Origin of the sequence: Leptolyngbya sp. FACHB-1624 (assembly GCF_047649235.1) — a bacterium.
GTDB classification, from domain to species: Bacteria; Cyanobacteriota; Cyanobacteriia; order Leptolyngbyales; family Leptolyngbyaceae; genus Leptolyngbya; species Leptolyngbya boryana.
This window is the reverse complement of the sequence record NZ_CP180258.1, coordinates 2,399,827-2,425,694: the sequence shown is the minus strand read 5'-3', so window position 1 is coordinate 2,425,694 and position 25,868 is coordinate 2,399,827. Positions and strand designations below refer to the sequence as shown.

At 46.3% G+C, this 25,868-nt stretch carries 27 protein-coding genes; 3 read left to right on the top strand and 24 right to left on the bottom strand.

The window, feature by feature from the left end; genetic code table 11:
* Window positions 1-32: 32 nt before the first annotated feature.
* From ACMUEV_RS11250 to pflB, 7 genes are all read right to left on the bottom strand, one after another.
* The gene (locus ACMUEV_RS11250) at window positions 33-2,459 is read right to left on the bottom strand and encodes a phosphoketolase (protein ID WP_017288996.1); all 2,427 of its coding nucleotides are present in this window, start codon (window positions 2,457-2,459) and stop codon (window positions 33-35) included.
* Window positions 2,460-2,477: 18 nt separating this feature from the next.
* Window positions 2,478-3,101, bottom strand: coding sequence for a 4Fe-4S single cluster domain-containing protein (locus tag ACMUEV_RS11245; RefSeq protein ID WP_190653229.1), 624 nt, complete (start codon window positions 3,099-3,101; stop codon window positions 2,478-2,480).
* Between the two features lie 11 nt (window positions 3,102-3,112).
* Window positions 3,113-3,904 (bottom strand): radical SAM protein, encoded by a 792-nt coding sequence (locus ACMUEV_RS11240; protein ID WP_190653230.1) that lies wholly within the window; start codon window positions 3,902-3,904, stop codon window positions 3,113-3,115.
* Window positions 3,905-3,915: 11 nt separating this feature from the next.
* On the bottom strand, window positions 3,916-6,669 hold the full coding sequence (locus ACMUEV_RS11235; protein ID WP_190653231.1) for a bifunctional acetate--CoA ligase family protein/GNAT family N-acetyltransferase: 2,754 nt from the start codon (window positions 6,667-6,669) through the stop codon (window positions 3,916-3,918).
* 10 nt (window positions 6,670-6,679) lie between these two features.
* Window positions 6,680-9,319, bottom strand: coding sequence for a bifunctional acetaldehyde-CoA/alcohol dehydrogenase (adhE, locus tag ACMUEV_RS11230; RefSeq protein WP_017289000.1), 2,640 nt, complete (start codon window positions 9,317-9,319; stop codon window positions 6,680-6,682).
* A gap of 45 nt (window positions 9,320-9,364) precedes the next feature.
* On the bottom strand, window positions 9,365-10,111 hold the full coding sequence (pflA, locus tag ACMUEV_RS11225) for a pyruvate formate-lyase-activating protein (protein ID WP_017289001.1): 747 nt from the start codon (window positions 10,109-10,111) through the stop codon (window positions 9,365-9,367).
* Window positions 10,112-10,203: 92 nt separating this feature from the next.
* Window positions 10,204-12,429 carry a formate C-acetyltransferase gene (gene pflB / locus ACMUEV_RS11220; protein WP_190653232.1) on the bottom strand — a complete coding sequence of 742 codons (2,226 nt, stop codon included), beginning with the start codon at window positions 12,427-12,429 and terminating at the stop codon, window positions 10,204-10,206.
* Between the two features lie 658 nt (window positions 12,430-13,087).
* Here pflB and ACMUEV_RS11215 point away from each other — a divergent pair.
* From ACMUEV_RS11215 to ACMUEV_RS11205, 3 genes are all read left to right on the top strand, one after another.
* On the top strand, window positions 13,088-13,498 hold the full coding sequence (locus ACMUEV_RS11215) for a winged helix-turn-helix transcriptional regulator (RefSeq protein ID WP_017289004.1): 411 nt from the start codon (window positions 13,088-13,090) through the stop codon (window positions 13,496-13,498).
* A gap of 147 nt (window positions 13,499-13,645) precedes the next feature.
* Window positions 13,646-14,002, top strand: coding sequence for a hypothetical protein (locus ACMUEV_RS11210; RefSeq protein WP_348251525.1), 357 nt, complete (start codon window positions 13,646-13,648; stop codon window positions 14,000-14,002).
* Window positions 13,999-14,997, top strand: coding sequence for an LLM class flavin-dependent oxidoreductase (locus ACMUEV_RS11205; RefSeq protein ID WP_190653233.1), 999 nt, complete (start codon window positions 13,999-14,001; stop codon window positions 14,995-14,997). Before ACMUEV_RS11210 ends, ACMUEV_RS11205 begins: the two co-directional genes overlap by 4 nt.
* 34 nt (window positions 14,998-15,031) lie before the next feature.
* On the opposite strand, the gene ACMUEV_RS11200 is transcribed toward ACMUEV_RS11205, so the two are convergent.
* From ACMUEV_RS11200 to ACMUEV_RS11120, 17 genes are all read right to left on the bottom strand, one after another.
* Window positions 15,032-16,117: a sulfate/molybdate ABC transporter ATP-binding protein gene (locus ACMUEV_RS11200; protein WP_190653234.1), complete on the bottom strand. Its 1,086-nt coding sequence runs from the start codon at window positions 16,115-16,117 to the stop codon at window positions 15,032-15,034.
* Window positions 16,068-16,769: a molybdate ABC transporter permease subunit gene (gene modB, locus ACMUEV_RS11195; RefSeq protein WP_190653235.1), complete on the bottom strand. Its 702-nt coding sequence runs from the start codon at window positions 16,767-16,769 to the stop codon at window positions 16,068-16,070. The genes ACMUEV_RS11200 and modB overlap by 50 nt, the downstream gene beginning before the upstream one ends.
* Window positions 16,766-17,563, bottom strand: a complete 798-nt coding sequence (gene modA / locus ACMUEV_RS11190) for a molybdate ABC transporter substrate-binding protein (RefSeq protein ID WP_242044776.1) — start codon at window positions 17,561-17,563, stop codon at window positions 16,766-16,768. The genes modB and modA overlap by 4 nt, the downstream gene beginning before the upstream one ends.
* Before the next feature lie 262 nt (window positions 17,564-17,825).
* Entirely contained in the window at window positions 17,826-18,035 is a 210-nt protein-coding gene (locus ACMUEV_RS11185; protein WP_017289010.1) for a TOBE domain-containing protein, read from the bottom strand.
* Between the two features lie 78 nt (window positions 18,036-18,113).
* Window positions 18,114-18,404 carry a ferredoxin III, nif-specific gene (gene fdxB / locus ACMUEV_RS11180; protein WP_026148743.1) on the bottom strand — a complete coding sequence of 97 codons (291 nt, stop codon included), beginning with the start codon at window positions 18,402-18,404 and terminating at the stop codon, window positions 18,114-18,116.
* A 22-nt stretch (window positions 18,405-18,426) separates the two neighbouring features.
* Complete coding sequence (locus ACMUEV_RS11175; RefSeq protein WP_190653237.1) at window positions 18,427-18,675, bottom strand: FeoA family protein; 249 nt, start codon at window positions 18,673-18,675, stop codon at window positions 18,427-18,429.
* Between the two features lie 14 nt (window positions 18,676-18,689).
* Window positions 18,690-18,989 (bottom strand): ferredoxin FdxH, encoded by a 300-nt coding sequence (gene fdxH / locus ACMUEV_RS11170; RefSeq protein WP_017289013.1) that lies wholly within the window; start codon window positions 18,987-18,989, stop codon window positions 18,690-18,692.
* An 88-nt stretch (window positions 18,990-19,077) separates the two neighbouring features.
* Complete coding sequence (locus ACMUEV_RS11165) at window positions 19,078-19,443, bottom strand: iron-sulfur cluster assembly accessory protein (RefSeq protein WP_190653238.1); 366 nt, start codon at window positions 19,441-19,443, stop codon at window positions 19,078-19,080.
* Window positions 19,444-19,472: 29 nt separating this feature from the next.
* The gene (locus ACMUEV_RS11160; protein ID WP_017289015.1) at window positions 19,473-20,297 is read right to left on the bottom strand and encodes a HesA/MoeB/ThiF family protein; all 825 of its coding nucleotides are present in this window, start codon (window positions 20,295-20,297) and stop codon (window positions 19,473-19,475) included.
* A 422-nt stretch (window positions 20,298-20,719) separates the two neighbouring features.
* Entirely contained in the window at window positions 20,720-21,040 is a 321-nt protein-coding gene (gene nifW, locus ACMUEV_RS11155) for a nitrogenase-stabilizing/protective protein NifW (protein ID WP_017289016.1), read from the bottom strand.
* Window positions 21,037-21,249 carry a CCE_0567 family metalloprotein gene (locus ACMUEV_RS11150; protein WP_026148744.1) on the bottom strand — a complete coding sequence of 71 codons (213 nt, stop codon included), beginning with the start codon at window positions 21,247-21,249 and terminating at the stop codon, window positions 21,037-21,039. Before ACMUEV_RS11150 ends, nifW begins: the two co-directional genes overlap by 4 nt.
* Window positions 21,250-21,253: 4 nt before the next feature.
* Window positions 21,254-21,721, bottom strand: coding sequence for a NifX-associated nitrogen fixation protein (locus tag ACMUEV_RS11145; protein ID WP_017289018.1), 468 nt, complete (start codon window positions 21,719-21,721; stop codon window positions 21,254-21,256).
* Complete coding sequence (gene nifX, locus ACMUEV_RS11140) at window positions 21,718-22,131, bottom strand: nitrogen fixation protein NifX (protein ID WP_017289019.1); 414 nt, start codon at window positions 22,129-22,131, stop codon at window positions 21,718-21,720. Before nifX ends, ACMUEV_RS11145 begins: the two co-directional genes overlap by 4 nt.
* Window positions 22,132-22,161: 30 nt before the next feature.
* Window positions 22,162-23,469, bottom strand: coding sequence for a nitrogenase iron-molybdenum cofactor biosynthesis protein NifN (nifN, locus tag ACMUEV_RS11135; protein WP_190653239.1), 1,308 nt, complete (start codon window positions 23,467-23,469; stop codon window positions 22,162-22,164).
* Entirely contained in the window at window positions 23,469-24,848 is a 1,380-nt protein-coding gene (gene nifE / locus ACMUEV_RS11130) for a nitrogenase iron-molybdenum cofactor biosynthesis protein NifE (RefSeq protein WP_199329701.1), read from the bottom strand. Before nifE ends, nifN begins: the two co-directional genes overlap by 1 nt.
* Before the next feature lie 41 nt (window positions 24,849-24,889).
* The gene (locus tag ACMUEV_RS11125) at window positions 24,890-25,189 is read right to left on the bottom strand and encodes a Mo-dependent nitrogenase C-terminal domain-containing protein (protein WP_190653241.1); all 300 of its coding nucleotides are present in this window, start codon (window positions 25,187-25,189) and stop codon (window positions 24,890-24,892) included.
* Between the two features lie 112 nt (window positions 25,190-25,301).
* The gene (locus ACMUEV_RS11120; protein WP_190653242.1) at window positions 25,302-25,838 is read right to left on the bottom strand and encodes a Dps family protein; all 537 of its coding nucleotides are present in this window, start codon (window positions 25,836-25,838) and stop codon (window positions 25,302-25,304) included.
* Window positions 25,839-25,868: the final 30 nt, after the last annotated feature.

Below are 25,868 nucleotides of genomic sequence, written 5' to 3'. Positions count from 1 at the left end.
ATCAGCTTAATTTTCGTGAACTATGAGTAGTCCTAAAGATTCCACCTCCAGTTAATCACTTCAGGTTGATCAATCCCATGTTCATACGCATACTGGCGACATTGAATTTGCATGTTTTTGAACTTTTCTTTCGCATGAGCGCCCGTTGTTCTAAGTCTGGGAACGCGATCGATAACATCCATTGCGAGACTAAAGCGATCGATATTATTGTTAATCGCCAGTTCTAAAGGCGTGTTGATATTGCCTTTCTCTTTGTAGCCTCGGACATGCAGATTTGCGTGATTCGTCCGACGGTAAGCCAGACGGTGAATCAACCAAGGATAGCCGTGGAAATTGAAAATGATCGGTTTATCAGTTGTGAACAGACTGTCAAAGTCTCGATCGCTTAATCCATGCGGATGCTCTGTATCCGGTTGTAGTTTAAACAGATCAACGACGTTCACAAATCGGATCTTCACATCCGCAAATTCTTGCCGCAGTAACGCTGTCGCAGCTAATGCTTCCTGAGTGGGAATATCTCCCGCTGTTGCCATCACAACATCGGGTTCTGTTCCCTGGTCATTACTCGCCCAATCCCAGATGCCAAGTCCCTTTGTACAATGTTTAATCGCTGTATCCATATCCATATACTGGAAGTGGAGTTGCTTGTCAGAAACAATCACATTAATGTAGTTAGTACTTCTCAAACAATGATCGGCTACAGAAAGCAACGAATTGACATCGGGCGGTAAGTAAATCCGAGTCACAGAAGGACTCTTGTTAACAACGAGATCTAGAAAGCCTGGATCTTGGTGAGTAAAGCCGTTATGGTCTTGCCGCCACACTGTAGACGTAATTAAAAGATTTAATGATGCAATGTCTTCGCGCCAAGAGAGATGATTGCAAATTTCTAACCATTTCGCATGTTGGTTAAACATCGAATCGATCACATGCACAAATGCTTCATACGTTGAGAAGAATCCATGTCGTCCCGTGAGGAGATAGCCTTCGAGCCAGCCTTCTAAGGTATGCTCGCTCAACATTTCCATCACGCGCCCGTCTGGAGAGAGTTCGCCGCCGTCTTCGTCTTCAGGCAAATAATCTGCAATCCAGAATTTCTTACTGACTTCGTAAATTGCATTCAGCTTGTTAGAAGTCGTTTCATCCGGCCCGAAGACTCGGAAGTTGTTCGGGTTCATCTTCATGATGTCCCGCAGAAATTTGCCTAACGGCACAGTATTTCCAACTTCGAGCTGTCCTGGTTTGGGCACGTCAATCGCATAGTCGCGGAAGTTTGGCATTTTTAAAGCCCGACGCAGAATCCCACCATTAGCATGAGGATTCGCACTCATGCGATGCGTCCCAGTCGGAGCCATATCCTTAAGTTCAGCGAGTAGCTTGCCATTTTGATCAAAGAGTTCCTCTGGTTTGTAGCTTCTCATCCAAGCTTCTAGCTGTTGAAGATGCTCCGGATTGTGCTGCATTTCAGATAAGGGAACTTGGTGCGATCGCCAAAATCCTTCGACTTTATGCCCATCGACTGTCTGAGGTCCTGTCCAGCCTTTGGGAGTCCGAAAAATAATCATCGGAAAGCGAGGGCGTTGAGCGACATCGCTGCTGCGAGCTTGTTGCTGAATGGCTTTAATTTCGTTCACACAATGCTCTAAGGTCGCAGCCATTGCCTGATGCATGGTTTCGGGATCACTTCCCTCCACAAAGTAAGGCTTATAGCCGTAGCCACTGAACAAATCTTCGAGTTCTTCGTGACTGACACGCGACAGAATTGTGGGATTGTTAATCTTGTAGCCATTCAAGTGCAGAATTGGCAAGACCGCACCATCGCGTGCCGGATTGATAAACTTGTTCGAGTGCCAAGCAGTCGCGAGCGGGCCTGTTTCCGATTCACCATCGCCGACGACAACTACACTGATCAAGTCTGGATTGTCAAAGACAGTTCCATAGGCGTGAGAGACACTGTACCCTAGCTCACCCCCCTCGTGAATTGATCCAGGGGTTTCAGGCGTACAATGGCTGCCGATGCCGCCCGGAAAAGAGAACTGTTTGAAGAAGCGCAGCAGTCCTTCGGTATCTTCGCTTTTATCTGAGAAGACCTCCGAATAGGTTCCTTCTAGATAGATGGGAGCTAGCACACCGGGCGCACCATGCCCAGGACCTGCCAAGAAAATCATATCGAGATCAAACTTCTTGATCAGGCGATTGCAATGGGTATAGATGAAGCTTAGACCTGGACTCGATCCCCAGTGACCGAGCAGACGGTTTTTGATATGTTCAGGCTTGAGGGGTTCTTGCAGAAGCGGATTGTCACGCAAGTAAATCATGCCGACTGCAAGATAGTTGCAGGCTTGCCAAAACGCATGAATTTTGCGAGCTTCTTCGGTGCTGAGCGGCGATCCTTGAACGGTCGATCGTGCTTCACCATACGGACTAATCGACCGTTCTGCTGCGGGAGTGGTTACCATCGCTTTCTACTCCTTAAATTACTCTGTGAGAGACATCTGACCTTGGAAGCCAGTAATAATGCGATCGCCATTTTTGAGGACGTGAATTTCAATTTGATCGCTCGCCCAAGTTAAGCGATCATGCAATTCCGGATTAAAGACATGCACTCTCTGATTGCTTGAAGACACAAGAGAGTCAGGACTATGAATCGCTAATGATTCAACATAAGCACCATCAATCAGTAAATCGAGTTCTGCAAGCAGATCTTGAGCGCCTGCTGGAGCAAACTCGGATCGCAATTGCTCTAGGGTGAATCCAGTAAACGACATCACGTTCAGTCCAGCCGCTTTTACCTGGCGCGCAAGGCTTGCGAGCGCAGGAGCTTGCCAGAACGGTTCTCCACCGGAAAAAGTCACACCTTGATTGCGATCGTTGCTCAAAATCTTCTCGACTAGACTCTCAATCGTGACCAGTTGATTGGCTTCAAACGACCAAGAAGCTGGATTAAAGCATCCTGGACATTCACGTAAGCATCCTTGCACCCAAATCACCGCTCGGCATCCAGGCCCGTTTACGGCTGACTCATCGACATAGCCCATAATGTTGAGATATCCAGGGGGAATCTCGAGCAGTTCTTGATAAGCATCAGGTTTGGTGTGCATAGTCTTTCACCTCAATGGATTAAAGCGGGATAACGAACTGGAACATCAAGCTGTGCTTGAATGCGATCGCGAAACTGCTTCAGCACTTCTTCGCTCACGGGTTTAAGCGATCGCACTGGATAAGACTGAAGCAGTTCATGGTTGCCCCGCGCATCTAATTGATGTTCTAGCGGTTTAGGGCGCGTGGACGTATTGAGTTGAATTTCTTGGGGGCATAGTTCTTGTAGGTGGGTAATGTAGTTGAGTTGGTCTTGATCGCGCCAGGGAGAAAGCAACATCGTTTGAATTGCTAACTGTCCTTGGTAGCGTTGTCGAAATTGCTTCAAACCTGACCAAATTTTGTCGAGAGTCAAATTTTGAACGGGGCGGTTAATGCCTTGAAATTGTTGATCAGAGACGGCATCAATTTTGACGGCAACGAAATCAGCGATCGCTAATTCCGCACGCACTGAGGAATCCCCCAGTAGGCTGCCATTGGTCAGCACTCCGACCGATTTACCAGTGAGAATCTGAGCCATCGTAATGATTTCGCCCAGATTTTGAGCTAGCGTCGGTTCCCCACTTCCGCTCAACGTGATGACATCAATATCCCAAGGCTGAAAGCCAAGAAGATCCTGCCGAATTCGCTCTGTCGGGACAAAGATTTTGCGAGTCGCGTTTTGCTGCTCGATTTCTCCCAGTTGACAGTAAACACAGTTAAATGAGCAAGTTGAAACTGAACCAATCGGATCGATGCCGAGCGATCGACCGAAACGCCAAGATTTTACAGGCCCATACACTGAAGCGAATTGCGTGGTTTGCATGGAATTTCTCCTTACTCGTCGATCGCGAATGAAATCTCTGCTTTCATCACGCCTTCTTCTGCATCCCGTCTGAGCTGAAATCCCAGTTTCTCACAGACGCGCTGCATCGCTCTGTTTTCGCAAAGAATCTCAGCACGAATGCGCTCAAGATGCTCATGCCGTCCGACCTTCAGCAAGCAGTTGAGCAACATAGTTCCAAGCCCTTGACGCTGATAGCGATCGTTGACCATCATTCCAAACTCTGCATCATTCGTCGCATGTAGTTTACTCAGCCTTGCAATTGCTAAAATCTCAGATGCTCCGGTTTGAGCATCTTTCCTTTCAGCGACTAGAGCAAGTTCGCGATCGTAGTCAATAAAACACAGTCGAGTCAGACGTTCGTGAGCAATCCGCTGTTTTAGCCCAATCATATGGAAGTAGCGAAAATACACGCTTTCCTCTGACAAAGTTTGATGAAATTGAATCAGCAAAGGCTCATCTTCAGGACGAATCGGGCGAATCGTCACCTCTTTTTGATCAGATAGCTTGTACTTCCAAGTAAACTGACTAGGATAAGGACGAACTGCTAATTTCGGGAGTTCAGCTTCAGTCACATCCGGATCATGTAGAACAATCCTTGCATCTAAAGCCAAGAGCTTATCAGCCGAAGCAAGCAAAGGATTAATTTCAATCTCTTTAATCCATCGCTGCTCAACGACTAACTGACTAAACCGAACTAAGAGTTGCTCTAGGGCGGCGAGATCGACCGCTTTACGTCCTCGTACTCCCTGCAATGCTCGATAGATATGCGTTTGCTCCATCATTCGCCGGGCGAGCGTTGTGTTCAAGGGGGGAAGCGCGATCGCGCGATCGCGATACACTTCAACGAGTTGCCCTCCAGAGCCGAATAGCATCACAGACCCAAACTGGGGATCAAGGCTGCTGCCAATGATTAATTCGTACCCCTCTCTTTGAATCATCGGTTGTACGGTGACTCCAAGAAAAGCTTGTGAGTCCTGGGTGCGTTGTAAAACGGTTGCCGCGATCGCTTGATAAGCCTCACGAACTGCCTCTGCATTCAGCAAGTTTAATTGCACACCTCCGACATCGGTTTTGTGGGTAATCGTTTCTGAATACAGTTTAAGCACGACTGGATAGCCTAGCTTGTCAGCCACTTGAACTGCTGCTTCCGCACTCCGAGCCACCTGGGTTTCAACAGTTGGAATGCCATAAGCCGCAAGAAATTGCTTGGATTCAAACTCTGTGAGTAGGGTTCTTCGTGCGGTTCTCGCGTTTTGAATGATCTGTTCAATTTCGAGCCGATTTACTGTCTCAGCTTCGGCTAAAGTTGGCGTTTCGTAGATGCCGCGCAGATTGTAGCTATATCGCCACATATAGTTAAACAATCGCGCCGCAGTATCCGGGTAAGCAAAGGTTGGAATCTTGGCTTGATTGAGCAACTCTGCTCCGGCTGCAATTTCTGAATTTCCCATCCAACTGGTAAGAATGGGTTTACCCAGTTGAGAGTAAGACTGCAATTGCTGAGCCGTTCGAGTTGGGTCGGTCATTGCTTGCGGCGTGAGAATGACAAGCAATCCATCACTATTGGGATCTTGAGCAGCAATCTCTAATGCTTTGGCATAACGTTCAGGTTCCGCATCTCCAAGAATATCGATGGGATTGTGATGACTCCAATGTGCAGGAAGATGCTGATTGAGTGCCTCAATCGTTTCGGGTGATAGCTCGGCTAAAGTTCCACCATTTGTCACTAAAGCATCGGTTGCGAGAACACCGGGACCACCTGCATTGGTAATGATTGTCAATCGTGAGCCTTTTGGACGAGGCTGTTTTGCTAGCACTTCTGCCATATCAAACAAGTCAGAAATGCTATCGACTCTCAGAACACCACAGCGCCGCAGTGCAGCATTAAACACATCATCGCTACCCGCCATTGCTCCGGTATGAGACGTGGCAGCTTTAGCCGCTGCTTCAGTTCGTCCGGCTTTAATCACAATAATCGGTTTAGTCAGTGCAACTTCTCGTGCGGCAGAAAGAAACGATCGTGGATCACCGATCGATTCCATATAGATCACGATGCTCTCAGTGTGGGGATCATCACCGAGATAGTAAATCAAATCGCCCCAATCGACATCGAGCATTGAGCCGATCGAGATAAACGAGCTAAAGCCCACATTTTCATGAAAGCTCCAATCCAAAATCGCACTACACAAAGCCCCACTCTGGCTGATAAAGCCGACTTTTCCAGGTTTCGCGATCGAATTTGCAAAGGTTGCATTCAAACCCAGATGAGGATTCATGACACCGAGACAGTTTGGACCAATCAATCTCAACTGACCTCGTTTCAGATGGGCGCGAATTTGTTGTTCTAGCTCGACACCCGCTGAGCCAACTTCACGAAAACCAGCCGAAAGGATAATCACACCCTTGACATTTGCATCAACACATTCGCCCACGAGATCAGGAACCGTCGGAGCAGGCGTTGCAATAATTGCGAGATCAACTGCTTCGGGAACGTCCGCGATCGTGGGATACGCTTTGATTCCCAAAACACTCGGTCGTTGCGGATTTACTGGAAAAATTGTGCCTCCAAATGGATGGCTCATCAAGTTCCAGAGTACCGTTCTTCCTACACTGCCATCTCGCTCAGTTGCACCAATGACGGCAATCGTTTTCGGTGAGAAGATTGCATCCAGCGGATGATATCCAGAGCGCCAAATGTCATGAACGCGATCGCTCTGACAATTTGCGAAAGAAACAATAGTCATGCAATCCCCCTTACGGTGCTACTAGAGCTTGGTTTTCAGCCTGTCCTAGCGTAGTTGCATTGCCTTCATAGGCTTGAATGTACAAAGCTTTGAGGTCTTCAATCAGTGGATAGCGCGGGTTTGCACCTGTACATTGATCATCAAACGCTTGCTCTGCCATCCATTCCACTTGTGCATAGAAAGCTCGATCGTCTTCGGACAGAGCTGCTTTAATCGTTTTTGGAATGTCAAGCTGCTCTTTGAGATCTTCGATCGCGGCAATCAATTTCTCAATCTTTTCTTCATCCGTTGCACCCGTAATGCCCACATACTCAGCAATCACCGCATAGCGCCATTTCACATTCGGATATTTGTACTGTGGAAAAATTGCTTGCTTGAACGGAACATCGGTGGCATTGTACCGAATCACATGAGAAATGAGTAAGGCATTCGCAAGCCCATGCGGGACATGGAAAGTCGAACCGAGTTTATGTGCCATTGAATGACAAATGCCTAAGAATGCATTCGCAAATGCCATCCCTGCCATCGTTGACGCATAATGCACTTTCTCGCGAGCTTTGGGATTGTTTGCGCCTTCTTTGTAAGCCGCAGGTAAATACTTCAGAAGTAAGCGAATTGCTTCTAAAGCTAGCCCATTCGTGAACTCGGATGCAAAGACTGACACATAAGCTTCGAGGGCATGGGTCAAGGCATCGATACCGCCGTACGCAGTCAGGCGTTTTGGCATCTGCATCACGAGATCAGGATCGACGATCGCCATATTCGGCGTGAGCGCATAATCGGCAAGCGGATACTTAATCCCAGTGTGCTGGTCTGTAACAACAGCAAACGGTGTGACTTCCGAACCCGTTCCTGACGTAGTTGGAATGCAAACCATGCTCGCTTTTTGCCCTAAAGGTTGGACTTCATAGACACGCTTGCGAATATCCATGAAGCGAGTTGCTAAGCCTTCAAACTCGGTATCCGGTTGCTCATACATCAGCCACATGACTTTTGCAGCATCCATCGGCGAACCTCCACCAATGGCAATAATCACATCGGGCTGAAAGAGGTTGATTTGAGCTAAACCTTTCTCGATCGTTTCTAAAGATGGATCAGGTTCGACATCATAGAAAGTTTGATGCGTAATGCCAATTCCTTCTAGAACCTGCGTCACTTTTTCCGAAACGCCCAGTTCAAATAGCGGCTTATCCGTAATCACAAAAGCTCGATGTTTTCCAGTTAGTTCCTTGAGAGCTACAGGTAAGCACCCATCCCGGAAGTAAACTTTCGGGGGAACGCGGAACCACAGCATATTTTCACGCCGCTGCGATACGGTTTTAATGTTCAGCAAGTGATGAGCCGCAACGTTTTCAGACACAGTATTGCCGCCCCAACTGCCGCATCCCAATGTCAGCGATGGATCAAGCCGGAAATTGTATAAATCTCCGATCGCACCTTGAGACGCAGGCGTATTGATCAACACCCGCGAGGTTCGCAACACATTCTCAAAGTGTCGAATATGCTCGGTGTTTGCGGGCTGAGTATAGAGAACTGAAGTATGTCCTAATCCGCCAAACTCGACAATCTTCTCGGCTTTCAGCACCGCATCTTCAAAATCACTGGCTCGATACACTGCCAGAATCGGCGAAAGTTTTTCATAAGACAGCGGTTCTTGAGTGCCGATTTCTTCCACTTCTGCCATGAGCACTTTCGGAATGCCTGCTTCAAATTGCAGATCTGCGAGTTCAGCAAGTCGAGCAACAGACTGCCCAACGATTTTAGGATTTAAGTGACCATTTTCGAGGACGCAGTCTCGGAGGCGATCGCGTTCTGCTGCATCGAGGAAATATGCACCTCGATCGATAAATTCCTGCTTCACGGCTTCATACACGGCATCGACAATCACAACCGATTGTTCGCTCGCGCAAATCATGCCGTTGTCAAACGTCTTACTGAGTAAAATCGATGAGACTGCCATTTTAATGTTTGCCGTTTCATCAATGATGGCTGGCGTGTTTCCAGCACCGACTCCTAACGATGGATGACCGGATGAATAAGCGGCTTTGACCATTCCAGGGCCGCCAGTTGCGATGATCAATTTAATATCTGGGTGCTGCATTAAAGCCTGCGATCGCTCAATCGTCGGCTCTTCGATCCAACCGATCAAGCCTTCAGGTGCGCCTGCTGCGATCGCAGCATCAAGCACAATTTTGGCAGCCGCCGCAGTACATTGTTTCGCTCTGGGATGAGGGGAAAAAATAATGGCGTTGCGGGTTTTGAGTGCCAGCAACGCCTTGAAAATCGTCGTCGAAGTTGGATTCGTGACGGGCACAATTCCAGCGAGGATGCCAATCGGTTCGGCAATTCTTTGATAGCCGAAGGCAGGGTCATCTTCTAGAATGCCGCAGGTCTGCTCGTGCTTGTACTTGTTATAGATAAATTCCGATGCAAAGTGATTCTTGATCACTTTGTCTTCGACAATTCCCATGCCTGTTTCTGCAACGGCACGCTTCGCTAACGGAATTCTCGCTTCGTTTGCAGCTTGCGCTGCTTTTTTGAAAATCAGATCAACCTGCTCTTGTGTGTAGGTTGCATAGACAGCTTGAGCCGCTTTGACTTGCTGAATCAGAGTTTCGAGATCTTGTGGTTTTTCGGCGACAATGTTCATAAATTCCGTCCCGATGAGAGTAGCGATTATTTTAGGTTGAGCAAGTTACATAGCATTGAGATTGCGACTTTTGAAAATGTCGATCGCGGCTTGAACTTGCTCTGAAGTTGGGTTTGGGGTGTCTTTTAGCTGATAGTCATAGCCTAATTGCTCCCATTTGTACTCGCCCATTTTATGAAACGGTAAAACATCAACTCTTTCGATATTGGTGAGCGTTGCTAGAAAATCTGCTAGCCCAGCAATATTCTGGGGATCATCTGTTAAACCAGGTACAAGCACAAATCGAATCCAAACCGGTTTGTGAATCTGATTCAGATACCGAGCAAGAGTTAAAGTTGGTTCGATATTAACACCCGTTACTTTGTGGTAAGTGCTTGCATCGAATGATTTAATATCTAGTAACACAAGGTCGGTATACTCGAGCACAGGCTTTGCAACATTCAACTCACAAAATCCAGATGTATCAAGCGCTGTATGGATCTTGAGTTCGTGACATCGTTTAAAGATCTCTCGAACAAATTGGGGCTGAAAAAGCGGTTCCCCTCCGCAGGCGTTGACTCCACCGCCAGAAGCCTGCATGTAGGGAATATATTTTTGGATCTCCTCGATCAGTTCATCGACCGTTACTAGCTTTCCATCTTCGAGATGGCGACAGTCGGGATTGCAACAGTATAGACAGCGAAGAGGACACCCAGAGGTAAAGATAATAAAGCGGATGCCGGGACCATCGGCTGTGCCACAGGTTTCGATTGAGTGGATGTAGCCTGCTGTTTTTGAAAGCGTATTCGTCATAGGTGCTACTTTCTCGGATCAAATAAATGGTTCTGGTGGCACAGTTTTACGAATCCCTTGGGACATCTGCGACACGGCTGGATTATCCCATTCTAAAAGCGATCGTGGAATGTTCGCTCTAACACATCTAACTGCTGTTCTCGCGTCAGTTTGATGAAGTTCACGGCATAGCCTGACACGCGAATCGTGAGTTGAGGATACAGTTCTGGATGATCCATTGCGTCTAGCAGCATTTCACGATCGAGCACATTCACATTGATGTGATGTCCGCCTTGATGGAAATAGCCATCTAACATTCCAGTCAGGTTATTGACGCGATCCCCAACAGTTCTGCCGAGAGCCGTAGGCACAATCGAGAATGTGTTAGAAATTCCGTCTTGTGACTCTGAATAAGGCAGTTTGGCGACAGAAGCCAAAGAAGCGATCGCTCCTTTACTATCTCGTCCGTGCATCGGATTGGCTCCGGGTGCAAACGGCGCGCCTGCTTTTCGACCATCGGGTGTGTTTCCGGTTTTCTTGCCGTAAACGACATTCGACGTAATCGTTAACACCGATTGGGTCGGAACAGCATCCCGGTAAGTTTTATGTTTCCGAAGTTCGCTCATAAATTCTGTTACCAGACTGACAGCAATCTGATCGACTCGATCGTCATTGTTGCCATACTTCGGAAAATCACCTTCAATTTCATAATCAACGGCAAGTCCGGCATCGTTGCGTAGAACTTTGACTTTTGCATATTTGATGGCAGAAAGCGCATCGGTCGCAACAGAGAGTCCGGCAATTCCGCATGCCATTGTGCGGAGAATGTCTCTGTCATGTAATGCCATTTCTAGGCGTTCATAACAGTACTTGTCGTGCATGTAGTGAATCACATTCAAAGTATTGATGTAAGCTTTGGCTAACCAAGCCATCATTGCCTTGAATTTACTCAGCACTTCTTCATACTCTAGGAAGTCCGACGTGATTGGTTCAGCAGCAGGAGCAATTTGCTCACCCGATTTTTCATCTTTTCCGCCATTGATCGCATAGAGCAAACATTTAGCAAGATTGACTCTAGCTCCGAAAAACTGCATTTGCTTGCCGACGCGCATTGCCGAGACACAACACGCGATCGCATAATCGTCTCCCCAATACGGGCGCATCACATCATCGTTCTCGTACTGAATCGCGCTTGTTGCGATCGAGGTTTTAGTACAAAATTCCTTAAACGCTCTCGGCAATTGTTCTGACCAGAGCACCGTGAGATTCGGTTCGGGTGCAGCACCTAAATTCTCAAGGGTGTGTAAAAATCGGAAGCTGGTCTTAGTAACCAAGGGACGACCATCTTCGCCCATGCCGCCGATACTTTCAGTCACCCAAGTGGGATCGCCTGAAAATAGGTCGTTATAGTCTGGAGTCCGCAGGAAGCGCACCATGCGCAGCTTCATGACAAAGTGATCGATCAGTTCTTGCAGCTCTGATTCCGTGACCCGTCCTTGAGCCAGATCCCGTTCGCAATAAATGTCCAGGAAGGTCGAAATTCGCCCGATCGACATCGCTGCTCCATTTTGCTCTTTCACGGCTGCCAAATAGCCAAAATAAAGCCACTGAATCGCCTCTTGAGCAGTTTGTGCAGGTTGGCTAATGTCGAAGCCGTAAGCGGCTGCCATTTCTTTGAGTTCAAACAGAGCGCGGATTTGCTCGGAAAGTTCTTCACGGGTGCGGATCACCGTTTCATCAATCGAATCAACTTCGAGCGATTTGAGTTGAGCTTTTTTATCGTCAATTAAGCGATCGACTCCATATAAAGCAACTCGCCGATAGTCTCCAATGATGCGACCTCGACCATAGGCATCCGGCAAGCCTGTAATGATGCCAGAATGCCGCGCTAAGCGCATTTCTTGAGTGTAAGCGTCAAACACGCCATCATTATGAGTCTTACGGAAATGAAAGATCGCTTCGGTGTTGGGATCAAGCTCGTAGCCATAAGCTTTGAGCGCAGCTTTCACAACTCGAATTCCACCAAAGGGCATGATCGCCCGTTTTAGAGGGTGATCTGTTTGTAAACCGACGATCTTTTCTAAATCGCGATCGACATATCCGGGAACATGAGATGTAATCGACGAAACCGTTGCTGTATCTACGTCTAAAATGCCTTTCTCACGCTCTAGCTTCATCAAATCTCTGACTTGATTCCAAAGCTTTTGTGTTGTTTCAGTTACACCTGCTAGAAACGAATCATCTCCGGTGTAAGGTGTGTAATTGGTTTGGATGAAATTGCGAACATCAATTTCTTGCATCCAATTGCCTGATTGAAAATCTTGCCATTGTTTCACCATATCTATCTCACCTCTGGTGAAGGATTTTGGAAAAGAAGGAATGCTCTGAAGCATTGCTATCAACTCTTTTCTCTCGCACTCTGAGTATATTACAATTCACAAAGTTAATCGCAACTGAAATGTTAAATAAATCGCTAACCATGATAGAAACATAACAAAAATCGATTCGGAATAAATTCTCAAATAAAAACAGCATTCGTTTAGATTTTGGAATGCTGTAAATGACACCATCTTTTTTGAATTTAAACCAATTGAATGCTTTAAACATCCCGAATCGTCAGATATAGAGACATCGTGCCACTGTTTCTAGCCCATTGAAATACGGCATCAAATCATCGCTATTTTTTGACTAATCCCAAACACCAAATCACACATAGGTCGGCAAATTATTTCCCAGTCCTCGTCAGATCGAACGCACAAAGACTGCCAGACTCGACAGTCCCCGATTGAGCAAAACTCAACACCCTCATCCTAGTCTGTTGAAATCGATTTACAAGGTGATTACAGCCAATACCGCATAGTAACTGAAAGTAAAAGATTCGCTCTCCAGCGGCGGTTTGTACAACTGTAAAGAAAGTCTTAAGTTTTTAGGATGAATAGTACAGTGTATTCAACTGTGATGTTTAAGATAGAGACGGATTGCACCAGGTTGAATTTGATGGATAACGCTAAGTTGAATTTGATAGATAACGCTAAAGATTGCCTTGAAGTCACATGTCCGATTCAATTCGTCGTCGATCTCCTGGGGAATAAGTGGTCAATTTTAGTACTGCGAGAGCTATTTACAGGTAACCGTCGAACGCATGAACTGTTAGCGGCGATGCCAGGAATTAGTACTAAGACTCTGATGGTTCGGCTACGAGAACTGGAAGAATATGGGTTAATCGATCGTCAAGTTTTCGCAGAGGTTCCGCCTCATGTTGAATATTCTCTGACGGCCAAGGGTCGTCAAATTCAGCCGGTGATGATCGCCCTGCATCAAGTGGGCACTCAATGGTTAGAACAAACACCTTGCTCTTGTCCGTTGGAGCAATTTAATCCGGTAGAAAATGCTTGTCCCTCTTCCTAAAAATACTTGCTCCTTGTCCTACCGCGAGGCTGTGAGTGCCAAATGATCGGGCTGAGTACAGGTTTAATAACTCTAATGGGAGTAGACTAAACCTACTCATTTTGAGGTGCATGATATAAAGTGATATCCACGACTGACGGCATCATCATGCTATCGGAACCCCTTTTGGTGCAGGAATTTATCCATTTGATGAGGCGTACCTATCCTCAACCGAGCAAGGTGTTGCGTCATTGCTACATTAAGCTAGTCACTGCTCATTGGGGAGAGCCTCCGAGCCGATTAGACTACTTTGCAATTTATTGCCCAAATGCCATGTTTGAGACGGTTTCTGAACAGAAGGAGGCATTTGGGCATATCTCTCGCTATATGGGACTTGCAGATCCAGTGTGCATCAATGCAAATCGGTTAATTCGCGATCCGATGTCGAAATTGAAAAAAGAAGCGCCTCGATTCTGGTTGGAATTGCACTGGCTACTTCCTGCCCAACTCCCTGAAACCCCATGAAAACTGGCCTTTTTTGCACTTACGAGAACTATCATCAGAATGCACAACGCGCGATCGCGGATCAAGTCGCGATCGTTCAACATGCGGAACAATTAGGGTTTGAGGAAGCTTGGGTGACAGAACATCATTTTGATGAATTCCATGTCAGTCCATCAATTTTACCGTTGCTCGCTCATTTAGCTGCGGTTACAAGTCGAATTCACTTAGGGTCTGCTGCGGTTTTACTCGCATTCCATCATCCGATTCAAATCGCAGAAGATATCGCAACCTTAGATAACTTATGCCAGGGACGATTTGCTTTTGGAATTGCAAAAGGCGGCCCATTTCCAGAGCAGAACAAGCATTTTGCGACTCCGATGTCAGAAGCAAGGGCTAAAACGTTGGAATCGATGGAGCTAGTTTGGAAGTTGCTGTATGAGTCAGAGGTGTCGTTTCAAGGGCAGTTTTATCAATGCGATCGCGTTACTATCTATCCGAAACCCGTTCAACAACCGATGCCTGTCTGGATCGCCAGTGGCGATGATGATGCGATCGCGTTTGCAGCAAAACATAATTTTGGATTGATGGGAGGTGCGCCATTCTCCATTCAAAAATTAAAAACAACACTCGCGAAGTACCGTCAGTTAAATGCCAGTGGTTCTGAGAAATTGATGCTAGCTCGATTTTTCTATGTCGCGCGAACCGATGAAGAAGCAGTCAGTGAAGCTCTGCCATTTATTGATAAATTTAGTAGCCGAATGCAGGGATTAGCAAATCGGATTGAGAGTAGTGGCAATGCTCAGAACTTTACTCAGTTGAGTCAACAATCGAATCCGTTTGATGCTGATTTTCTAATTCAAAATTCGATTATTGGAAGTGTGAAAACCTGTCAGGATAAGGTGAAACAACTTCAGGAGGAGCTGAATGTAGATACGATCGCGCTTCAACCTGTCGCGCTCGATTTAGCCAAGAATCAGGAGAGTCTGACGCGATATTGGCAGGAAGTCCGCGGTTAAATTCGCTGATTCTACTTGCTCAAACGCTTTTAACCTAGCCGCCCCCAACGTCGTGCGATCGCATCATAAACAATCGCAACGGGTCAAGATGCACGAACCAAGGCAACGGCTGATCCTTCACCATCGCCCATCGCTCCTTAAAGACTTCTGCCTGCACATGATAGTCCATAGGATGCAGGGGCGGGCTGTTTAACTTGAGATAAATCGTTGTTCGATGCGGCGTTTCCCGTGTTTTTGTTACCCAGCAAGGAAACGTATTCATCTGATTCGCGTCGTCTGAAAACGTCAAATGATGGGCACGAATGCCCACACAAGCAAAGTCATCTGGAATCGGTTCCACCACATCTAATTGACATCCCCACTCACGCGCTTCAATCCGAGTCGCGCTAATCTGATGCGCCTGAGAAAAGTTCTTACATCCTGTAATTTGTGCCACTGTGTAAGTTTCTGGTCGATCAAAGATTGCCTCTTTGCGATCGTACGCCATTTGCTTTCCATCTGAGATGACTAAAATCTTCTGGCAGATTCCATATACTTCTTCTAAGTTATGCGTCACAAATAATGTCGTACCTGAATAGGTTGCTAATGCTTCTGCTAACTGCTCTTGTAAATGACTTCGCAGATAAGTATCTAATGCCGAAAAAGGCTCATCTAAAATCAAGATTTCTGGCTCGATTGCTAATGCTCGCGCTAATGCAACTCGTTGCTGTTGTCCTCCAGAAATTTGCTGCGGATAGCGATTCTCAAGCCCTTGTAAATGGAGTTTCTCCATCTGTTCTGCTAATCTCGATCGCTGTTCTGCCCGTTTCAAATGCTGCAATCCATAAACAATGTTCTGCGCTACGGTTAAATGGGTAAACAACGCATAGTTCTGAAACACAAATCCGACTCGGCGATCGCGAATCGGAACATTAATCCCTCGCTTAGAATCAAATAACACGCGATCGTTCAAGACAATTCGCCCTTGATCGGGTGTTTCGATTCCCGCAATACAGCGCAGCGTCATGCTTTTACCAGAGCCAGACCCTCCCAAAATTCCCAGTGTGTTCTGGTCTAGATCAAAAGCAATCTTAAGCGGATAGCTCGTGAGTTGTTTTTGGATGTTTACGAACAACGGCATAGCGAGATCTCCGGTTTGAATGTTCTAATCGACGTGCCCAGAGCAGCAAGAAAAATGTCCACAAGGTCATCACTGCAACCATTTGATGTGCGCGATCGTATTCTTGATTTTGCACTGCATCATAAATCGCTAAAGGTAACGTTTGCGTCTGTCCTGGGATACTTGCTGCAACCATTAAGGTGGCTCCAAATTCTCCCATTGCTCTTGCTACCGATAAGATAAAGCCTGCTAGAATTCCAGGTTTCGCCATCGGTAGGGTCACACGCCATAAGACTTCTAATTCCGAAGATCCCAAAGTTCGAGCAACGGCTTCAAGCTCAGGATGAATCGATGCGATCGCCGATCGAGCTGATTCAATCATCAACGGCAATGCAACGATTGCGGATGCGATCGCGGCAGCCTGCCAAGTAAATAGAATATCAATCCCGAACCATTCATAAATTGGGCTACCTCGACCGAATGCCATGAGTAGATAAAACCCGACAACACTCGGAGGGAGAACTAACGGCAAATTGAGAATTGTCGAAACAATCGTTTCACCTGGAAATCGAACTCGTGCAAGAACGATCGCCGCACCTAATCCAACAATTAAAATTAGGAGAGTTGCGACGATCGTGACTTGAATTGATAAGAGATAAGGGGAGAGGTTCATTCTGCTGCGATTTTTTCACCGGGTAGAACGAAGCCATATTTTTGCATGGTTGGTCTTCCTTTTTGACTATCAATGAATTTTGCAAACTCTTGCCCTAGTCCTGGATGTTGAGCACGTTTGGGCACTGCCATCATTTGGTCAAGTGGTTTGTGCAACTCTTCAGGAATCAGTTGCCATTTTCCGGATTTATGCACACTCAAAGAAAGAGCAACGAGTGCAACATCAACATTGCCCGTTTCAGCATATTGCTGTGCTTGACGAATATTTTCTGCTAATACTAATTTCGGTTGAATTTCTTGCCAAATCCCAATTGATTCTAATGCTTGCTGAGCAGCAACTCCGTAAGGTGCGTGGTTCGGATTGGCGATCGCAATACGTTGAATTTCAGGTCGCGTCAGATCTTTTAAATCTTTGAGTGCTAATTCCCGATTTGGCTTCGTCCAGATGACAAGCCGACCTCGACCATACAGTAATTTTGTCTCTGACTGAATTAATCCTTTTTGGTCTAATGCTTCAATGAATGATTTGTTGGCTGCTGCGAATAAATCGGGTGAAGCTCCTCGTTCAATTTGTTGAGCAAGTTGCCCGGTCGATCCGAAGTTCAAGACAACTTTATGTCCGGTCTCCTGTTCCCACTGCGTTGCCAAGTCTTGAAAGGCATATTTCAGATCTGCTGCTGCTGAAACAGTAATAGTGGCCGGAGTTTGTACAGCAGGCTTGGATTGGCAACCTACTACAATCGTGCAGGACAGCAGAAGTAGCGATGCAAAAGCAAAGAATCGTCTTCTATTCATGGCGAAGTCATAGAACATGTTTAAAGAGTATCTTTGATTGATCACTGAATTTCAATGATTCTTTAACTCTTGAACCTCAATTCGTTGACTAGGAAATATAGAGCAAAATTTTTCTCGAAAAATCAGCTCAATCTACAATCCACTCAATCTAGGTAGGCTGAAAGACTTTCAATTCCCTATCCCATGCTGAAGGATCTATGAGACAGTTCAAAAGATTAAAACTAGCTAAAGAATCATTGAAGCGATAAAGGATCAATCAACTCTAATCAATCGCAACCATTACATCTGAAGATTTAACCACAGCATACACTGCTTTTCCAATGTCTAAAGCTAAGCCCTCGGCTGAGGATTTCGTAATCACTGAAACGACTTCAACTCCGGGTGCAATCTCAATTACAATCTCTGTATTGATTGCTCCTGGAACTACCTGTTTAACTGTTCCTTTTAGGGAATTACGAGCACTGATCTGCATAAACTCACTCCTACTAGAAAGATAATGAATTCAGAGCTTAGCTGAGTACAATTGGGCAAGCTGATGCGGTTGATACAATTAATTCAGAGATTCGTGGGTGTAGCAGTTCTTCGGACAAACCCGCGAACAAGCTTCACAACCAATACATTTATCGCGATTCGCGATCGTCATTACCTTACGTTCGATCTCTTCATCGTCTTCATCCTCGACCCATTCTCCCTCGTCATTCAGAGCTTTGAGTGCTAAGACATCACGACCACAAGCTTTAAAACATCGACCACAGCCAATACATTTTGTCTGATTGATGGATTGTACAAACTGCGGTATCCAAGCCGTTCCACCAAACGTCACATTCGTTAAAGTTGCCACTGTGTTCTCCTCGTAAGCTAGATTATCGATTGAGCCGAACATAAATTGCTTCTTGAAGCGGATCGCTGAGTGCGACTTGATCCGCTCCAACTCTCAGAAGAAATCGAGGAGATCGCTGTTCAACGGTCACTCTTGTTCCCAAAGTGATGTTCATCGATCGTAATTTCTGAGCTACAAAATCGCCTCTTGAACTATCAATTCGACTCACAACTCCTTGTTCTTGAGGCTTTAGAAGCTTGAGTGAGGAACCTTCGATCGTAAATCCTGTCATTCTTCTGTCCTCTACTAAACTAGGTAAGCTTCTTGATGAGTGCGAATCGTACAATCGGTGCGAGGATAAGTCACACAGAGCAAGACAAACCCTTTAGCAACTTGTTCCTCATCGAGGAAGGTTTGATCGTCTTGGTTGATTTCTCCTTCGACAACTTTACCCACACAGCTTGAGCACGCGCCAGAATGGCAAGAGAACGGCAAGTCGAGTTCTGCCTCTTCCGCAGCTTCTAAAACTGTCGTATCTTCATCGACAGGAAGTGTGATGTCGAGGTTGCGCTTTTTGTTGATCAGTCGAACTTGGTAAGTAGCCATAATTTGAACCTCTGAGAGAGTAGTACTTCAATTGTTTTTTAGATCTCGCCGAATTGCTATTTCTCGCGATATCGTGAGATCGAGTGAGTTAACTACAAGGAACCGCTGCCGGAGTGCAATCTCCTGCTTGGAAAGATTGTCCACACCCGCAAGTATCTGTCGCATTCGGATTACTAAACTTAAATCCGCTATCCATCAAACCTTCTACAAAATCAACCACGACTCCATTAATCAAAGCAGCAGCCTGTGGATCGATATAGATTTTGACTCGCCCTTGCTGCTCAATCACATCATCGGGTTTCGGCTCATTCGCAATGTCCAGCGTGTACTGATAGCCACTACAGCCCCCATCTGATACCCCAACTCGAATGCCTTTTGTATCCGAAGGATTTGCTGTACCTTGCAAGAATGCACGTAGGCGAAGTTCTGCTCTTTCCGTCAAAGTAACTGTCATGAATATTCTCCTGATTGTTCTAAATCGGTCTAGACAAGTTGAAAATGCGATCGCACATCCAAATCTCGAAGTTGTGATTCCAACGATCGGCTAACGTGCTGCCGCCAAGGTGCATGATTGCCACAGACAGGGCAATGCGGATCGCGATAAATCCGACGCTTCGCAAACTCTAATCGTCCTAAATTCATCGTCAACAGTTCAGATACCAAAGGCTTCTCAAACCCCGTAATCAGCTTGATCGCTTCTAATGCTGCTAAACACGCTAACGTCCCAGAAACTGCACCCACGACTGCAAAGCCGCGCCGATCCCACTCTGGCTTTTCTGGAAACAAACAGGTAAGACAGCCTGTTTGCCCCGGCAAAATGGTTGTCAAATAAGCTTCCATGCCATCCATCGCCGCTTCTACCATCGGCTTCCGGTATCTCACACAAGCTTCGTTTAACAAGTCCCGTTCTGCAAAATTGTGAGCGCAGTCTAGTGTAATATCAGTCGATCGAACTAAGTGATCCACATTGTCCGGAGTAATATAGTCGAACACTGCTTCGACTTCGACATCGGGATTGATTTTCTCCAAAGTTTCTTTTGCTTTGAACACGCGCGGTTGTCCCACAGTGTCATGCGTCATGAGAACTTGGCGATTCATATCATCGAGTCGTAACTCACCCCCACGAACTAAAATGAGTTTTCCAATGCCTGCAACTGCTAGGTACAGGGCTGCTGTGCCTCCCAGTCCGCCAACTCCAGTGACTAATGCTGTAAATGATTTCAGTCGTCGCTGTGCATCTTCGTCAAAGCCGGGAAGCATCATCTGACGGCGATAGCGTTCTAGTTCTGTAGGGGTTAGGTCTAACACGATCAGTTACCTTCAGATTCAAAAAGGACAGGGCAAGGGTTAGGGAGGATCAAATCTATCGGGCTGGAGAAGTAAGTAGATGGGCGTGATTCAATATCAGTTCGGAGAGTCCTCTCGAAGTTCGACGAGTCCTCTCGCTTCGTTGCTCACCCGCCCCGGAATGAATTCGGGGCTAACCGTGCGCAGTCCACTGAACTGGACTAACAGCCAATCTCAACGTCTTCTACTGAACTGAACTAACAGCTAATCTCAACGTCTTCTTCAGTGGGTTTCAACCCACTTCGCACTGTTAGCCCGAACTTCCAGTTCAGGGCGAGACACAAACGCAGCAACTATCTTCAAGTGAATTGCGCCGATCTATTTATTGATTCCCCTGAATGCATCTGGATTAGCAAGACAGAGAGATCACACTCAGCGAAGCTTTAATCCGCTGATAGTTCCGACAACATCACAACACCTTTCGGCTTCTCATTGAAAACCTTGAACAGTTTCGTTTCCAAGGGCGAAGTTGTCAGGAAGGTTTCATAAGCTTGGATCAAAGCATCTCGATACTGTGCCAAACGCTCTGCATCATCAATCTCTGGGAAATTTGCATCAATTTCTGCCATAAATTGCGAGAGCTTTTTCAGAATGTGTAACCGATTCACATTCACAACCTTGGCATCATAAGGTAGCTGAAAAAACTCAAAATATGCCTCAGCATCGGTAATGTTCTTAAACTCAGCCAGCGTTAACGTCGTCATTTTGCTTGCTCCTGTTGCTTTAACTGTTGCTTGAGATCATGGATTTCTCGAAAAATCTCATAAGTTGAAGTTGCGACTTCGATTAAGGTTTCATAATCAGTTGGCAACCCTTCAGCGAGATCATGCAAGTCCATTTTCATTTGGCCTGCTTTGCTATTGAGGCGTTTGATTTGCGTCTTGAGTTCTTCAACGCTGGTCGTCGTTGGCATCGCTCTATCCTTTCGCTGCATCAGGGAATTTTTGAATCGCGTTCACGCCATTCTGGACAATCTTTTCGCCTTCCAGCGCAGTCTTTTCGAGCGTGTCAAATCCAAACCGTTGAGCATCTCGCAAGGTTCTAGCAACCACAAGCAGCCGACCACAGAAGACTAACGCCCAACCAAAGCCTTCATGACTCAGATCAATCACAACTTGGCAAAGCTGCCCCGTTTCTTCTTCCACACGAGTTGCGATCGCGCGATAGAACGCTAAAATTCTTCCTTTCGTAATCGGGTCAACCTCGCCATCGACCGAGATCTCACGCTTTTGTGCCTTGGTGACCACATAGGGCTTCAGGAGCAACTCATCACTCCAAGCGCGATAAGTTCCATACGAATCATTGGCGCGGATTTGATTGACGATCGCTTTCAAAAATGGGCTACTTGCGACTTCAAATGTCGATTCAACTTCTGTAACGCTCATACAATTGCTTCCTCTGCTTCAAGTTCTTCAAATGATTGTGATTTTTGCTGGAGTGCTTTGCGTAACCACGGTGGTGGATTGCCTTTCAACGTTTGCACCAACCGGGTCAGCACATCGTTAATTTCTTCTTCTTCTGACTTTGCTTTGACAGGGGTAATGCGCTTCTTAATCAGTCGGGCTGCCGCACTGCCACCAATCGATGAAACATAAACGATCGTGCAATCTGCTAGGGCTTCTACTTTGGGGGCAAGTTTGTCTTCATTGCCGTCTTCTTTGAGGTCACCCCCAAATCTCAGCGTCTCAACAAACTCATATCCATCTGCCGAAATCTCATACACATCAATCTTACTGGCTGAGCCAAAATGAGCATTGATGTGAACTTGATCTTGGGTTGTAAAAGCAATCTTCATGATGATCACTCCTAAAATTTACTAAAGCTGCTACGCGCCAGCAGCATGTGCTTCTTCTACTTCTAAAAGCAAGTTTCCAATGTTGAACAATAGCTGCGTTGTGCCTTGATAGCCAACTTTGCTAAACTGCCCATTCCCTAAGCGATCGAAGATCGGAAATCCTTGTCGATACAATGGAATCCCTAGTCGCTTAGACACTGCTTTTCCATGCGAATTGGTGATGAGCAAATCTGCCCCAACGGCTAGCTGCTCAAAATCTTCTAAGTCGCCAATCGTGACTGAATCGATTGCCAGCTGTTCTAACAAGGACGATTTTGTTGTTGTTACAGCCGCTTGAATTTCACAGCCCATCGACTCTAAAAACTGTGCTGTAGACCAGAGCAAATCAGGTTCTAATGCGATCGCGACTTTTTTCCGCCCAAAGTAGAAGTGTGTATCTAACATCGCATCCTGTAATTGCCGACGCTGATGAGAGAACTTCGCAGGCACTTCAGCCCCGCTCAAATCTGCTAAGCATTGAATAAATTCATCGACGACACCTAATCCAGTTAAGCGATCGAACACTTCAAACGGAATGTCAAATCGCTCTTGCAGAATTTCCGCGGCTTTCGTCATACTGTCTCCGACTGCCAAAGTAAAGACAGAACTGCCCATTTCGCGCAATTCGGCAAGAGTCGTTCCACCGCCAGTCACAGCTCCATAAGAGTCGTCTAAATGTCCATCCAAAGACGCAGAGAGATCAGGAACCACGATCGGAGTCAGCCCAAATGCTGTGATCATATCTTTGATTTCTTGCACATCACCTGGAGTGAAGGCAGAACTCACTAAAAGATTCACTTGATCCGAGCGCACTTCTCCCGGTTGCGGAAGTTCAGTCACAATGCTTTCCACTGCTGCCGCATATCCGTCTTGTAATGCACCTTTATAGTCAGGAGTCGAAGTGAATACGATCGGCAAATCAAACAGCTCTGGATGACGCTTGCGAATGTTTTTCAGAATCCCATCCATATCATCCCCGCGAGTCTCGGTCAGCCCAGTGGTACAGAGTCCAATGATGCTCGGCTTAGATTTCTCAACTAAAGTCAAAATTGCTTGTTCAACATTGTCTTCACCACCCAGAACCGTACTCACTTCAGTCATTGCTGTCGTTGAGAGCGGAATTGCTTCCCGGTAGTGACGAACGAGCATCACTTTTGCAAATGCTGTACAGCCTTGAGAGCCATGAAATAGCGGCATTACACCCTTCAGTCCCAAATAAGCTAGCGCGGCTCCAAGCGGCTGACTTTGCTTTAATGGATTTACCGCTACAGATTTTTTAGGAGTCGTGATTACAGCCATTACAAAACCTCCAATCGTTGAGTTTCCCAGGGAGCAGGTTGACGGACTTGTTGCCAAACAGGACTATGCAGAGCTTCGTCGATTTCTCTTGCCATCTCAATCATGCCGACATAGCCTGCATAAGGATGATGACGCTCTTGGTTGATGTCTAAAAAAGGAATTCGAGCTTTCAAAGCGGTGTACTGATTTCGTCCGCCTGCAATCAGCATGTCTGCTTTCGTCTGAGCAATCACTCGGAGTAATTCCTGAGCATTACCTTTTTCTAGCATGATGCCGTCTTTGCCGAGCAACTCTTTAATTTTAGATTTATCTTCTTCAGTACTTTTCTTAGTACTGGTTGCCATCACTTCCATGCCTAAATCTTTTGCTGCGGAAATGATTGACCAACTTTTCACGCCACCTGTGTAAAGCACAACTCGCTTACCTTTGAGGCGTGCTCGATAAGGTGCTAGAGCTTCATCTAATTTCGCAGTTTCATCAGCGATTAGTAATTCGACTCGCTCTTGAAGGTTCGCATCTCCGATCTTGGCTGCAATGTTGCGTAAGCATCGATTCATATCAGCAATACCGTAGAAAGATTCTTCAATGTAAGGAATGCCATAGCGCTCCTCCATCTTTCTCCCCATATTGATCAATGCTTTTGAGCAGATCATGACATTGAGCTTGGCTCGATGTGCGTAGGTAATTTCTTTATACCGGGCATCTCCGGTAATCTTAGCAAGCACTCGAATTCCAAGCTTTTCAAGGAGTGGAAGCACGCCCCACATCTCACCTGCAATGTTATACTCACCGATTAAGTTAATGTCGTAAGGCGTAGTATATTCTGGCTCACCTGTACCAACAACATAGTCGAGTAAAGATTCACCACCGATCCGATTGCCTAAGTTCTTACTGCCAACAAATCCAGGTGAATTGACAGGCACAACTGGAACGCCGAACTTTTCAGCCGCTTTCTGACAAACTGCATCTAAGTCATCTCCGATCAGTGCAGTCACACAAGTCGAATAGACGAAGACGGCAGCAGGTTGATAGCGTTGTTGAACTTCAGCGATCGCTTTGTACAGCCGTTTCTCTCCTCCAAAAATGACATCATTTTCAGTAATATCAGTGGTAAAGCCCATCTTGTAAAGCGTCTCTCCTGAAGAAAGACTGCCTCGACTGCCCCAAGAATTGCCCGCACAGGCAATCGGGCCATGAACCAGATGGGCAACATCTGCGATCGGAACAAGCGCAATCATAGCTCCATCAAAAGCACATCCTCCCTGAGCGGCTCCGGGCTGAGCGACTTGAGTGCATGACTTATTCTTTTTTTGGTTTTTTTTGTGGTTGTGTTCACAACCTGTTTCACTCAATAGTTCGTTGATCTTGCCTTGGGTCATTCTCATGGCTCAAGCCCTTGTAATTTAGTGAGGTGGTTCAACTAGCAGAGATACTGTGCAACATCTTCTTCGCAAATATCCGTTAAGTAGCTCAGTGCTCGGAAGCGAAGTAAAACAACTTCGTTATAAAGAGGATTGAGCTTACAAAGCGCTGGAATGTGAAAAGTTCGCCCGAATAGAGTCACATCACGCTCGAAAGGGCAAGCACAGGGAACCACCTTACAGATAAGATGTGCAACTCTGTAACTGCGAATCGTGAAGTTATTGATCAAGCGGCGCAAAGGTAGGAGGAGGTCAGGCAACCCTTTTGGGCTTTGAGGAGACGGGTGTGTTGCAGTCATAGGACAACGTCATGGGTGAGGTGATTAGGAATAGGTTTTTTCGTCAGTTTGAAGATTCGCCCCCTAAACTCCCAAACCTTCGAGAATTTAGGGGTTGCCAAAGCCATAAGACCTATCGAGCGAACGCAAATGTCAAGCTATCTTCAGCTAAGAAGTGAGCTAAATGAAACGCCCGATCTTCTGTAGCAAGTAACATCTGCTCATACAGATATCGAGTTGCGCGATCGCCAACACTTTCAGCCTGAGCCGCCTGACGGCGCAGAACATTGATAATTGCCTGCTCTGCCTGCAAGTCGTTGCTGACCATCTGCCGAGCCGAGAAAATTCCATCCGGCTCAGGAGTAAAGCAGCACAGTTCGGCTAATTTAGAGAACGTTGCGGCAGGAGTTCCGCCGAGTCCATTCAGCCGCTCGCCAATCTGATGCACATATCCCGCAGCAGCATCGTAACCTTCATTGAAAAACTCGTGTAATGAGTAGAATTCAGCACCTTCTACAACAAAATGGTGCTTCTGATATTGCAGATAAAGTGCCTGAAAACTTGCTAATGCAATATTCAAGCCTTCACAGATTGGAACAGTTACATCCTGCCCAAAACCAACTGGATTCTCTGCGACTTGACCAAAGGACTGAACGAGCGTTGCTGTCATTGTTTTACTCCCTTACTTATAAGGTGGACT

Excerpts from the sequence above, each read along its gene's own strand:
- ACMUEV_RS11250 (WP_017288996.1), bottom strand. The coding sequence starts at position 2,459 with ATGGTAACCACTCCCGCAGCAGAACGGTCGATTAGTCCGTATGGTGAA.
- ACMUEV_RS11245 (WP_190653229.1), bottom strand. The coding sequence starts at position 3,101 with ATGCACACCAAACCTGATGCTTATCAAGAACTGCTCGAGATTCCCCCT.
- ACMUEV_RS11240 (WP_190653230.1), bottom strand. The coding sequence starts at position 3,904 with ATGCAAACCACGCAATTCGCTTCAGTGTATGGGCCTGTAAAATCTTGG.
- ACMUEV_RS11235 (WP_190653231.1), bottom strand. The coding sequence starts at position 6,669 with ATGACTATTGTTTCTTTCGCAAATTGTCAGAGCGATCGCGTTCATGAC.
- adhE (WP_017289000.1), bottom strand. The coding sequence starts at position 9,319 with ATGAACATTGTCGCCGAAAAACCACAAGATCTCGAAACTCTGATTCAG.
- pflA (WP_017289001.1), bottom strand. The coding sequence starts at position 10,111 with ATGACGAATACGCTTTCAAAAACAGCAGGCTACATCCACTCAATCGAA.
- pflB (WP_190653232.1), bottom strand. The coding sequence starts at position 12,429 with ATGGTGAAACAATGGCAAGATTTTCAATCAGGCAATTGGATGCAAGAA.
- ACMUEV_RS11215 (WP_017289004.1), top strand. The coding sequence starts at position 13,088 with ATGGATAACGCTAAGTTGAATTTGATAGATAACGCTAAAGATTGCCTT.
- ACMUEV_RS11210 (WP_348251525.1), top strand. The coding sequence starts at position 13,646 with ATGCTATCGGAACCCCTTTTGGTGCAGGAATTTATCCATTTGATGAGG.
- ACMUEV_RS11205 (WP_190653233.1), top strand. The coding sequence starts at position 13,999 with ATGAAAACTGGCCTTTTTTGCACTTACGAGAACTATCATCAGAATGCA.
- ACMUEV_RS11200 (WP_190653234.1), bottom strand. The coding sequence starts at position 16,117 with ATGCCGTTGTTCGTAAACATCCAAAAACAACTCACGAGCTATCCGCTT.
- modB (WP_190653235.1), bottom strand. The coding sequence starts at position 16,769 with ATGAACCTCTCCCCTTATCTCTTATCAATTCAAGTCACGATCGTCGCA.
- modA (WP_242044776.1), bottom strand. The coding sequence starts at position 17,563 with ATGAATAGAAGACGATTCTTTGCTTTTGCATCGCTACTTCTGCTGTCC.
- ACMUEV_RS11185 (WP_017289010.1), bottom strand. The coding sequence starts at position 18,035 with ATGCAGATCAGTGCTCGTAATTCCCTAAAAGGAACAGTTAAACAGGTA.
- ACMUEV_RS11175 (WP_190653237.1), bottom strand. The coding sequence starts at position 18,675 with ATGACAGGATTTACGATCGAAGGTTCCTCACTCAAGCTTCTAAAGCCT.
- fdxH (WP_017289013.1), bottom strand. The coding sequence starts at position 18,989 with ATGGCTACTTACCAAGTTCGACTGATCAACAAAAAGCGCAACCTCGAC.
- ACMUEV_RS11165 (WP_190653238.1), bottom strand. The coding sequence starts at position 19,443 with ATGACAGTTACTTTGACGGAAAGAGCAGAACTTCGCCTACGTGCATTC.
- nifW (WP_017289016.1), bottom strand. The coding sequence starts at position 21,040 with ATGACGACGTTAACGCTGGCTGAGTTTAAGAACATTACCGATGCTGAG.
- ACMUEV_RS11150 (WP_026148744.1), bottom strand. The coding sequence starts at position 21,249 with ATGCCAACGACGACCAGCGTTGAAGAACTCAAGACGCAAATCAAACGC.
- ACMUEV_RS11145 (WP_017289018.1), bottom strand. The coding sequence starts at position 21,721 with ATGAGCGTTACAGAAGTTGAATCGACATTTGAAGTCGCAAGTAGCCCA.
- nifX (WP_017289019.1), bottom strand. The coding sequence starts at position 22,131 with ATGAAGATTGCTTTTACAACCCAAGATCAAGTTCACATCAATGCTCAT.
- nifN (WP_190653239.1), bottom strand. The coding sequence starts at position 23,469 with ATGGCTGTAATCACGACTCCTAAAAAATCTGTAGCGGTAAATCCATTA.
- nifE (WP_199329701.1), bottom strand. The coding sequence starts at position 24,848 with ATGACCCAAGGCAAGATCAACGAACTATTGAGTGAAACAGGTTGTGAA.
- ACMUEV_RS11125 (WP_190653241.1), bottom strand. The coding sequence starts at position 25,189 with ATGACTGCAACACACCCGTCTCCTCAAAGCCCAAAAGGGTTGCCTGAC.
- ACMUEV_RS11120 (WP_190653242.1), bottom strand. The coding sequence starts at position 25,838 with ATGACAGCAACGCTCGTTCAGTCCTTTGGTCAAGTCGCAGAGAATCCA.